Here is a 10591-nt window from a genome sequence, read left to right as displayed (position 1 = left end):
GAGGGGCCATAGCAAGGGGGGGCGCAATGCGCCCCCTTTTTTTGCTGGGTGCGTTCGTGTGGGCTTCAGGCCGGCGGTGCCGCCGCCCCCGCAGCCTGCTGGTCCAGCACCACCGTCGCGGCATGTGGGTGCCAACCGTGTAAATGCTCCACAAGTATGGTAAATTGCACGGATGAACCCGCGTTTCGTACAGCAACAACTCACTGAACGGCTGGCCCAGTTCCCGGCAGTGGTGCTCTTGGGGCCGCGTCAGGTTGGCAAAACCACCTTGGCGCTGGCCGAAATGGCCCGGCGCGGTGATGCGCTCTACTTGGACTTGGAGCTTCCCTCGGCCCAGCGCAAGTTGGATGACCCGGAGGCATTTCTGCTGGCGCAGCGGCATCGGCTGGTGATTTTGGATGAAGTTCAGCGCCTGCCCGAACTGTTTGCCGTGTTGCGCGGTGTCATCGACATCCGCCGGCGCGGTGGCGAGGACGCGGGGCAGTTCCTGCTGCTCGGCTCGGCGTCCGGTGTGCTGTTGCGCCAAACCAGCGAAAGCCTGGCGGGGCGGGTTGCTCAACTGGAACTCACGCCCTTCCAGGCCCGCGAGGTGCTGCCCAGCGCTGCAAGCGGCACCGACCTCAACCCACTCTGGGTGCGCGGCGGTTTTCCCTTGTCATGGCTGGCGCCGGACGATGCGGCCAGCCTGCGCTGGCGCGAAGCCTTTGTCAGCACCTATCTGGAGCGCGACATCCCGGCGCTGGGTCCGCGCATTCCCGCCACCACCCTGCGCCGCCTGTGGACTATGTTGGCCCACGTGCAAGGGGGCTTGCTCAATCAGTCGCAGTTGGCGGCGTCGCTTGCGGTGAGCGGGCAGACGGTGGCGCGCTACATCGACATTCTGAGCGATTTGATGCTGGTGCGCCGCCTGCCGGCCTGGCATGGCAATACCGGCAAGCGGCTGGTGCGTGCGCCCAAGGTGTATGTGCGCGATAGCGGCGTCGTCCACGCCCTGCTCGGCCTAGAGACTTTGGAATCGGTGCTGAGCCACCCGGTGGCCGGCGCGAGCTGGGAGGGGTTTGTGATCGAGCAACTGCTGGCGGCGGCCCCACAGGCCGAGGCCAGCTTCTACCGCACCGCCCATGGGGCCGAGGCCGACCTGGTGCTGAGCTGGCGCAATGGCCAAACCTGGGTGCTTGAAATCAAGCGTTCGTCGGCACCCACGGTCTCCAAGGGGATGCACCTGGCCGCCACCGACGTGGGCGCCAGCCGCAAATTGCTGGTGGCACCGGTGGGCGAGCCCTACCCGATGCGCGATGGCATTGAAGTGATGAACCCGCTAGCCGCCGCCGCGCAGGTGTGCGCCGCATAGCAACGCCCAAGTGGATCGGGGGAGCAGGCGGGGTCAGGGCTTCAGGCTCTGGGGTGTTTCTGCAGCCTGCTGGTCCAGCACCTCGCGCGCGTGCTGCTCGCCTTGTTGCACGATGGTGTCAAACTGGTTCCACTGCAGCAGCCCGATCTTGAGCAGGGGCGGGTTGAGGTAGAGGTCGCACTGGCGGCGCGATTCGGCTTGGCGCGACACGCTGTAGAGGATCGAGACGTTGAGCAAATACGACACCAGCGAGGGCAGGCGGTAGCGCTGGCTGGCGCGCGGGCGCAGGCGGTCGAGCAGCAGCGTCCACGGGCCGGGGATTTCGTCGAAAGTGAGGCGGCGCGTGCTGCGCGCGCTCAGATCGACGCCGATGACGCGCCGCACGCCGCGCTGCACGCGCATCACGTTGACGGGAAAGTTGTTGAAGGTGCCGCCGTCGCACAGCAGCTCGCCGTCGTGCACCACCGGCGGCAGCGCGCCGGGGATGGCCAGGCTGGCGCGCAGGGCCTGGCTCAAGTCGCCTTGCTGCAGGCGCAGCTCTTGCCCACGCGAGTAGTTGCTGGCGATGCAAAAAAAGCCTTTCCACAGATCGACCACGTCGGCCTGACCGCCGGTGAGCTCGTGGAAGGTGCTGTCGATCAATTTCCGCACCCGGCCCCCCCGGATGAGCGAGACCAGCGGCAGCCAGTTGTAGTCGCCGGTGGGGTTGATGCGAAAGGCGCGCCGGGCGCGCTCGATGGTGGGCTCGACCCCGGCGTCGGCGGCGATGAGGGCGGCCATGACCGCGCCGATGCTGGTGCCGCCCACGCAGTCGATTTCGATGCCGCGGCGTTGCAGCTCTTTCCAGATGCCCAGATGCGCCAGCCCGCGCGCGCCGCCGCCGGCCAGCACCAGCCCGGTGGCGTTGTGGCTGAGGATGCGCGCCAGCCGCTGCACGTCGCGCTCTAGCGCGGGGCGCAGGTTCAGGTGCGCGCCCACCGGGCGCCGGTCGATCCAGCGCCGCATGCCGAGCGGCGATTTGAGCTCGACCGGGTGCAGCAGCAGCAGGGTTTGGTTGGGTTCGCTGGACTGCTGCAGGGCGCCCAGGCAGGCGTGCTCGATGGGGTGGATTTGGGCCGGCTCGCTGGCCTGGGCCAGCAGCAAGATTTCGTCGGCGTGGCGCGCACACAGGCGGCTCCAGCCCTCGTCGGCGTTGTCGCCGAGCATGAGCACGAAGTCGTGCTGGGTTTCGAGTGCGTCGAGCACCTGGGCGCAGGCCGAATCGGTGGCCTGGCCGTGCTGTTGCTGCGCCTGGGCGCGCACCTGGGCAGCCCCAACGCAGCAGGCGCGGCCATAGGGTTCTAGGGCCAGGCGCAGCTTTTCGGCCAGTTCGGTGGCCTGCACGTGGGCGGTGATGGGCAACAGGCAGAGCATGACCGGGGCCGTTTCGGGCCGGCTGTTGTGCTGCGTTTGCAAGCGCTCGATGATCTGGCGCGTGAGCGCAAACGAGGCTTGCGGATAGCGTTGCACCAGCTCGTGGAAGTGCGCTTTTTCGAGCCGGGCCAGCACGCTGTGGCGCAGCGCCACCACGGTGGCCGAGCGCGGGGCTTCACTGTAGAGGCCGATTTCGCCCAAAATCTCGCCGCGCCCAAGCTCGCGCACCGCGCGCCGCGCACCCTCGGGGCCTTCGACGTACACGCGCAGGCGCCCGCTCAGACTCAGGTAGGCGGCATCGGCCACCTGCCCTTGCTGCATCAGCACCTCGCCGGCTTCGAGCTCGACCCATGTGAAGTGCGCGCACACAGCGTCCAGCACCTCGGGGTCCATCTGGCCAAACTGGGTTTGCAGGTAATGGCCCAGGCGCTCGCGCCGCTGTGGGTGTTCGTCAGGTGGCATGGGGGGTCTCCGCTGGGCCGAAAGCTGCAAGTTTAATCAAATTTGCGGATCCCGGTGAACTCCCGGTGAACTTTCTAGGCGGCAGCGCCGGAGCCGTAAATCACCCCGCCGCCCAGGCACACTTCGCCGTCGTAGAGCACCGCGCTCTGGCCGGGGGTGACGGCCCATTGCGGCTGCTCGAAGTGCAGGGCGAAGCGCTCGTCGGGGGCGCCCTTGGTTGCGGGGGCGGGCTCGAAGCGGCACGCGGCATCGGCCTGGCGGTAGCGGGTTTTGGCGCCGTAGGCTCCGGCGGGCGGGGGCTGGCCGGCCACCCAACTGGGGTCGCTGGCTTGCAGGTCTGGTGCGAGCAGCCATGGATGATCGTGCCCCTGCACCGCCCACAGGGTGTTGTGGGCCATGTCTTTGCGCGCCACGAACCAAGGCGCGTGTTCATGGCCGCCTTGGGTGGCAGCTTTGGCCGCCCCACTGGGCTTGATGCCGCCTATGCCCAGCCCCTGGCGCTGGCCCAGGGTGTAAAAGCTCAGGCCCACGTGCTGTCCGATGGTGCGCCCGTCGGGGGCGCGGATGGGGCCGGGGGCGTGTTGCAGGTAGCGGCCCAAAAACTCGCGAAAGGGGCGCTCGCCGATGAAGCAAATGCCGGTCGAATCTTTCTTTTTGGCGTTGGGCAGGCCGATTTCGGCGGCAATGCGGCGCACCTCGGTCTTATGCAGCTCGCCCACCGGAAAGCGCGTGCGCGCCAGTTGCGCTTGCGTGAGGCGGTGCAGGAAGTAGCTCTGGTCTTTGAGCGGGTCTTGGCCCTTGAGCAACTGGTAGCGGGCGCTGGCGGCATCGAAGCGCACGCGCGCGTAGTGCCCGGTGGCAATCTGCTCGGCCCCCAGGCGCAGGGCGTGGTCGAGGAAGGCCTTGAACTTGATCTCGGCGTTGCACAAGATGTCGGGGTTGGGGGTGCGGCCGGCCTGGTATTCGCGCAAAAAGTGGGCAAAGACGCGGTCTTTGTACTCGGCGGCAAAGTTGACGTATTCGATCTCGATGCCCAGTACGTCGGCCACGCTGGCGGCGTCGAGCCAGTCTTGGCGGCTGGTGCAGTGCGCGCCGCTGCCGCCGGGGCCGGCCTCGAGGTCGTCATCTTCCCAGTTTTTCATGAACAGGCCCAGCACCTCGAAGCCCTGCTGCTTGAGCAGCCAGGCGCTGACGGCGGAATCGACTCCGCCCGAAAGTCCGACGACGACGCGGGGTGGGGCTGGCATGGCTGGGTGTGGCGGTGTGGCGGTTTTAGTCCCAGGCCATAAAGTCGGCCAGGCGCTGTTGCTCGCGCTCGGCGGCGCGCATCAGGCGGCGCTGCTCGTTGAGCCAGGGTTTGAGGCTGGGCAGGGCCTCGACCTGTTGCAGGTCGTGCTGCATGGTGTCGATGGTTGCTTGCACATCTTCCAGTTGGTCCTGGAGCATGTCGTGCAAGCTGGTGGGGCTGAAAGCGATGTAGGGCGGCAGGCCAAATTCGGCGCACCAGCGCTGCTGGCTGGCCTGGCGATCGCGCTCAAGCGCGGCGGCCTGCTGCTTGAGCAGCAGCGTGAGGCTCTTTAGGCGCTGCTCGCCCACGCGCTCGAGGTGTTCCGGGTCCACCAGCTCGGCGCGCCATTGCAGCTCCAGCAGGGCCACCAGGTCGCGCTGGGCGTAGGCGGCATTGACGGCGCTCATGAGCGCGTGCTTTTGTGCCACCTCGGCGGCGTCGCTGGCGCGGTCGGGGTGCAGCGCGCTGGCCAACTGGCGGTAGAGCAGGCGCAGCGTGGCGTCGGCGTCGGCCAGGTGGGCGGCGGCGGTTTCTTGGGCGGCGCTGGGTTTGCGGCGCGCCTGGCGCTGGGCGCGCTTGGCCTTTTTGAGCTCGTCTTGCTCGCTCAGGCGCTGGCGCAGGTGGTCGATGGTGGCGTGCAGCGAGGCGTCGGGGTTGTCGGGGTCGAAGGCGGGCAGCTCGGTGTCGAGCGCGTCGGCAAAGTCTTGCTGCAGCTCCTGGTGCATGGCTTGGGCCCGCTCGCGCCGCTGCTCAGCCAGGGTTTGCGGGCTGCGCCGGTCGTGCAGGGCGGCCATGTCGGCATCGCCTGCGAGCGCAAGGCTGTGGCTTTGGGCAATCACGATCTGGCGCAGCAGCGCCAACTGAGTCGGGCTTAGGCCCTTGCGCGCGCCATCAAACCAGGCATCGAGCGCGTGCACCATGCGGCGGCGCAGCTCGGTTTCTTGCTGCTGCAGCGGGGCCAGGCGCTGGGCGCACTGGGCGCGGTGCGCCAGGCCCACGGCGTCCAGCGTTTGCAACTGCTGGCGCAGGCGCTCGATGCGCTCGCGCTCGCGCTCAAAGGCCTTGCCCGCCGGGGAGCGCAGGCGCTGCCCCGGCGCTTGCACGCGCAGGCCGGTGGCGGCACTGGGGGCGCCAGCGGGGTGGGCGGCCGCAGCGGCTTGGGCCGGTGGGGCGGCGGCGGCTTCGTCGAACAGGCTGGGCTGCTCGGCAAAGCGCGGGTCGGGTGCGCTGGTGGCTGCGCTGGCTTGGGCGCGGGAGGGCTTGCGGGGTGGCATGGTCAGACGCGCACCTGGCCTTCGCCCAGCACCACGTACTTGAGCGAGGTCAGGCCCTCGACCCCGACCGGGCCGCGAGCGTGGAATTTGTCGGTAGAAATGCCGATTTCGGCCCCCAGCCCGTACTCGAAGCCGTCGGCAAAGCGGGTGCTGGTGTTGACCATCACGCTGCTGGAATCGACCTCGCGCAAAAAGCGCTGCGCATGGCCGTGGTCGGTGGTGAGGATGGCGTCGGTGTGGTGGCTGGAGTAGCGGTTGATGTGCGCAATGGCTTCGTCCAGCCCCGCCACCAGCTTGATGCTGATGATGGGGGCGAGGTATTCGGTGCTCCAGTCGGCCTCGGTGGCGGGGCTGAGCAGGGGGGCGGGGCTGAGTTGGGTGGAGGACTGGAGAATCTGCAAAGACTCGGGGCAGCAGCGCATTTCCACGCCCTTGGCGGCAAACACGGCGCCGATCTGCGGCAAAAACTCGGCTGCAACGGCGCGCGCCACCAGCAGGCTTTCGGTGGCGTTGCAGGGGCTGTATTTTTGCGTTTTGGCGTTGTCGGTCACTTTTAAGGCCAGCGCCAGGTCGCAGGGGTGATCGACGTAGGTGTGGCAGTTGCCGTCGAGGTGCTTGATCACCGGCACCTTGGCTTCGGCGCTGATGCGCTCGATCAGGCCCTTGCCGCCGCGCGGGATGATCACATCCACATACTGCGGCATGGCGATGAGCTGGCCCACGGCGGCGCGGTCGGTGCAGGGAACGAGCTGCACCGCGTCGGGCGGCAGACCGGCTGCGCCCAGCGCCTGCTGCACCAGCGCGGCCAGGGCGCGGTTGCTGGCTATGGCCTCGGAGCCGCCGCGCAATATGGCCGCGTTGCCGCTCTTGATGGCCAGCGACGCGGCTTCGATGGTGACGTTGGGGCGGCTCTCGTAGATCATGCCAAAGACGCCGATGGGCACGCGCATCTGCCCCACGCGGATGCCGCTGGGCTGCTGCTGCAAACCGCTCACGGTGCCGATGAGCTCGGGCATGGCGGCCAGTTGCTCGCAGCCCAGGGCGCAGGTTTCGAGCGCGGCCGGGCTTAGGCGCAAGCGGTCGAGCAGCGGCTCGGCCAGTCCGGCGCTGCGCGCGCGCTCCAGGTCGAGCGCGTTGGCGGCTTGCAGCGGCTCGGTGTGGCTGCGCAGCAAAGCGGCTAGGCCGCGCAGCGCGGCGGCCTTGCGTGCGGCGCTGGCGCAGGCCATTTGGGCGGCGGCGGCGCGCGCCTGCTGGCCCATGCGGTGCAGGAGTTCGGGGGTGTAGGCGGGTGCATCCATGGGGGGATTTTCGCATCAAGGCGGGGGCGGGGGTGCGTGACCTTGGGAATGGGGGAAATGTCGTTTTTTTCATGCAAAATGCCAGCGGTGGCATCCAGCCGATGCTTGGCCTTGGCGCCGACCGTTTTTCACCTCATTGCCCCACAACCACGAGACTGCGCATGAACCTGCTGCAAGACCTAAAAATTGGCCCGCGCTTGGGCTTGCTTAGCGCCGTTTTGCTGGCGCTCATGTTGGCGCTGGCGGTGGTGGGCTTTGTAGCCACCGATCGGATGTACGTGCAGGCCGAGTCGCTTTACCAAGAGAGCGTGCTTTCGCAGGCCAAGCTCAAAGACATGACCTACATGGTGCAGCGCAACCGGGTGCTGGTGATGGATGCGCTGCTCGACCCTGCGCCCGAGAACGTGCAGGCGCGCAACACCGAGCTGCGCGCCAACCTTCAAAAAATCAACCAGATCTGGGAGGAGCATCTGGTGGGCGAAAAATCTGCCGCTGAACAGCAGGCCGATGCCGCCTTTGCCACGGCGCGCCAAGCCTATGTGGCGCAGGGGCTGCTGCCGATCATGGATGCCATATTGGCCGGGCAGCCCGAGCAAGCCAAGGCGCTGTACCAGGCCCGCATGAGCGATCTGCAGCGCGCGTTCACCCCCACCCTAGACGGGCTCAAAGATGTGGAAAACAGCTTGGTGCAAGAAAAGTACCAAGCCATCAACGCCACCAACCAAGCCGTCAACGTGATCATGATCGCGGGCACCCTGCTCGGGCTGCTGCTGGGTGGTCTGTTGGCTTGGGCCATTGCGCGCTCGATCACACGGCCGCTGGAGCAGGCGCTGCTCGTGGCGCAAACCGTGGCGGCGGGCGATTTGAGCGCGCACTTCGAGCCCAGCGGGCACGATCAGGTGGCTGAATTGCTGCGCGCCCTGGCCGCCATGAACGCCAGCTTGGCGCGGGTGGTGGGCGAGGTGCGCACCAGCGCCGACTCGATCAGCACCGGGGCGAGCGAAATTGCCAGCGGCAACGCCGATTTGTCGCAGCGCACCGAGCAGCAAGCGTCTAGCCTAGAGCAAACCGCGGCCAGCATGGAGCAGCTCACCGCCACCGTCAAGCAAAACGCCGAAACCGCGCGCGCCGCCAGCCAGATCGCCGCCGGGGCCAGCGCCGCTGCCGAGCAAGGTGGGGCGGTGGTGGGCCGGGTGGTGGGAACCATGCAAGAGATCAGCGCCAGCAGCCAAAAAATCGCCGACATCATCGGCGTGATCGACGGCATCGCTTTCCAGACCAACATCCTGGCCCTGAACGCCGCCGTGGAAGCGGCGCGCGCGGGCGAGCAAGGGCGCGGCTTTGCCGTGGTGGCCTCCGAGGTGCGCAGCCTGGCCGGGCGCAGCGCCGCCGCAGCCAAAGAGATCAAGGAGCTGATCGGGGCCAGCGTGCAGCGCGTCGAGCAAGGCTCGCAACTGGTGGCGCAGGCCGGCCAGAGCGTGGGCGAGATCGTCTCCCAGGTCAAGCGCGTGACCGATTTGATCGCCGAAATCAGCGCCGCCAGCAACGAGCAGTCCGAAGGCATCGGGCAGATCGGGCAAGCGGTGCAGCAGCTCGATCACGCCACGCAGCAAAACGCCGCGCTGGTCGAGCAAAGCGCGGCCGCATCCGAGAGCCTCAAGGGCCAGGCGGCGCATTTGATCGCGCTGGTGGGCCAGTTCAAGCTGGACCAGGGCGATGTGGGGCGTGGGGCAGGTGGTGCAGCGGCCCCGGCGCGCACGGCGCCAGCACCCAGGGCCGCTGTGCCCGCTGCATACAGAGCCGCACCGCCCGCTGCATCGGCTGCCCGTGGCGCGGGTGCCGCATCAGCGTCTCGCGCTGCACCCGCGGGCCAATCAGGTTCCGCATCGGCGCGCATGTCCGCCCCGCGCCCCGCTGCGGCCCAAAGCCGCCTCGCGCCCCCTGCGCGTGCGCTGCCTCCCACCGCCAAACCCAAGGCCGAAGCCGAAGGGGACTGGACTTCGTTTTGAGGGGTGGTTTTGTTGGGCGGGGAAGCGCCCCGGCTCCCACTCGAGCGCATTGGTTGGGCTGTGGTTGTTGGGCACGCAGACCAGCAAGGCGCGGCGCTTGGTGGTGGTGTCGCGCTAGGCCTAACTTGCGCGACAAGCCGGGGCAGCTTCAACGCAAAGGGCTGGACTCGGCGAAAGGAAAGAGTTACATTAGTACTTGGTGTTACTACGTGATAAGAGGCCCGCTATGGCAACGTCTCTCAAGATTGACGACACACTGAAAAGTCGTGTCCACCATCTGGCCGGCCAGCGCCGCCGTTCGCCGCACTGGATCATGCTCGAAGCCATCCAACAATACGTCGAGCGCGAGGAAGCAAGCGAGCGTTTCAAGCAGGAAGCCTTGACCTCTTGGGCGGCCTACAAAGAAACCGGCCGGCATCTCACCGGCCAAGAAATGCGCACCTGGTTGAACACCTGGGGCACCGAAGCCGAAAGGGCGGTGCCTGAGTGCCACAAGTAATTGTTACCGAGGGCGCAGCCGAAGGCTTGGAGCGATGCCGGAAGTTCCTCGCCGCCAAGGCCCCGGATGCCGCCAGGCGGGCCGGACAAGCCATAGAGCGGCAATTCCTGCTGTTGGAAACCTTCCCCGACATCGGTCGGCCGTTCCCTGACATGCCCGAGCTGCGCGAGTTGGTGATTGCCTTCGGGGACTCCGGCTATGTGGCGCTGTATCGCCATGAGTCCGCCGACGATACGGTGTATGTCTTGGCATTCCGGCACCAGAAAGAGGCGGGCTACTTAAACCAACCCAAACCATGAGTAACTACCTTTTCGCCCCCCCGCCCGTCACCGCGCTGCCGATTTTGGGCAGCCCGCAGCACTTTCCCGTGAACCGGCTGTTTTTTGTCGGTCGCAACTACGCCGCGCACGCCGCTGAAATGGGTTTTACGGTGGACAAGGCGCGCGAGACGCCGTTTTATTTCACCAAGTCGGCCAGCGCGCTGACCCCGAGCGGCAGCACCCTGCCCTACCCGCCCGGCACGGCCAACTTCCACTACGAAGTCGAGCTGGTGGTGGCGCTGCACCGGCCCGGTTTTCGGGTGGCACCCGAGCAGGTGCACGAGCTGATTTACGGCTACGCGGTTGGGCTCGACATGACGCGGCGCGACCTGCAACAGGCAGCGCGCGAGCTGGGCCGCCCGTGGGACTTGGGCAAGGACGTGGAGCACGGCGCGGTTTGCTCCGAGCTGCTGCCGCTGCCGGGGCAGGTGCTGGCACCTGCGGCGATCGGGCTGCAAGTGAATGGCCAGACGCGGCAATCGGCCCGCACCAATCAACTGATCTGGAGCATCCCCGAGCTGATCGCCGACTTGTCGCGCTTTTACCACTTGCAACCCGGCGACCTGATCTACACCGGCACCCCCGAGGGCGTGGGGCCGGTGCAGCCGGGCGACCAGTTGCGCGGCTGGGTCGAGGGGGTGGGCGAGCTGAGCGTGGCGATTGGGCCGGTGGCTTGA

9 protein-coding genes are annotated in these 10591 nt (G+C 67.4%); 5 read left to right on the top strand and 4 right to left on the bottom strand.

Annotated elements, in window-relative coordinates; genetic code table 11:
- The first annotated feature begins 172 nt into the window (after nt 1-172).
- The gene (locus SRAH_RS07605) at nt 173-1351 is read left to right on the top strand and encodes an ATP-binding protein (protein ID WP_029462753.1); all 1179 of its coding nucleotides are present in this window, start codon (nt 173-175) and stop codon (nt 1349-1351) included.
- Nucleotides 1352-1384: 33 nt separating this feature from the next.
- On the opposite strand, the gene SRAH_RS07600 is transcribed toward SRAH_RS07605, so the two are convergent.
- The 4 genes from SRAH_RS07600 to SRAH_RS07585 form a co-directional block, all read right to left on the bottom strand.
- Nucleotides 1385-3226, bottom strand: coding sequence for a patatin-like phospholipase family protein (locus SRAH_RS07600; RefSeq protein WP_045476675.1), 1842 nt, complete (start codon nt 3224-3226; stop codon nt 1385-1387).
- A gap of 74 nt (nt 3227-3300) precedes the next feature.
- The gene (gene mnmA, locus SRAH_RS07595) at nt 3301-4473 is read right to left on the bottom strand and encodes a tRNA 2-thiouridine(34) synthase MnmA (protein WP_029462751.1); all 1173 of its coding nucleotides are present in this window, start codon (nt 4471-4473) and stop codon (nt 3301-3303) included.
- Between the two features lie 25 nt (nt 4474-4498).
- Complete coding sequence (locus SRAH_RS07590) at nt 4499-5788, bottom strand: J domain-containing protein (protein ID WP_029462750.1); 1290 nt, start codon at nt 5786-5788, stop codon at nt 4499-4501.
- 2 nt (nt 5789-5790) lie between these two features.
- Nucleotides 5791-7086 (bottom strand): glutamate-5-semialdehyde dehydrogenase, encoded by a 1296-nt coding sequence (locus SRAH_RS07585; RefSeq protein ID WP_029462749.1) that lies wholly within the window; start codon nt 7084-7086, stop codon nt 5791-5793.
- Nucleotides 7087-7247: 161 nt separating this feature from the next.
- Here SRAH_RS07585 and SRAH_RS13140 point away from each other — a divergent pair, with 161 nt between their 5' ends.
- From SRAH_RS13140 to SRAH_RS07565, 4 genes are all read left to right on the top strand, one after another.
- Nucleotides 7248-9095 carry a methyl-accepting chemotaxis protein gene (locus SRAH_RS13140; protein WP_029462748.1) on the top strand — a complete coding sequence of 616 codons (1848 nt, stop codon included), beginning with the start codon at nt 7248-7250 and terminating at the stop codon, nt 9093-9095.
- 226 nt (nt 9096-9321) lie between these two features.
- Nucleotides 9322-9594 carry a CopG family ribbon-helix-helix protein gene (locus SRAH_RS07575; protein ID WP_029462747.1) on the top strand — a complete coding sequence of 91 codons (273 nt, stop codon included), beginning with the start codon at nt 9322-9324 and terminating at the stop codon, nt 9592-9594.
- The gene (locus SRAH_RS07570) at nt 9582-9893 is read left to right on the top strand and encodes a type II toxin-antitoxin system RelE/ParE family toxin (protein WP_029462746.1); all 312 of its coding nucleotides are present in this window, start codon (nt 9582-9584) and stop codon (nt 9891-9893) included. The genes SRAH_RS07575 and SRAH_RS07570 overlap by 13 nt, the downstream gene beginning before the upstream one ends.
- A complete protein-coding gene (locus tag SRAH_RS07565; RefSeq protein ID WP_029462745.1) occupies nt 9890-10591 on the top strand; it encodes a fumarylacetoacetate hydrolase family protein in 702 nt (233 codons plus the stop codon). Before SRAH_RS07570 ends, SRAH_RS07565 begins: the two co-directional genes overlap by 4 nt.

The sequence above is a fragment of the Serpentinimonas barnesii genome, from assembly GCF_000696225.1.
Classification (GTDB): domain Bacteria; phylum Pseudomonadota; class Gammaproteobacteria; order Burkholderiales; family Burkholderiaceae_C; genus Serpentinimonas; species Serpentinimonas barnesii.
The sequence above is the reverse complement of the archived record's forward strand: the minus strand, read 5'-3'. Positions and strand labels throughout refer to the sequence as shown.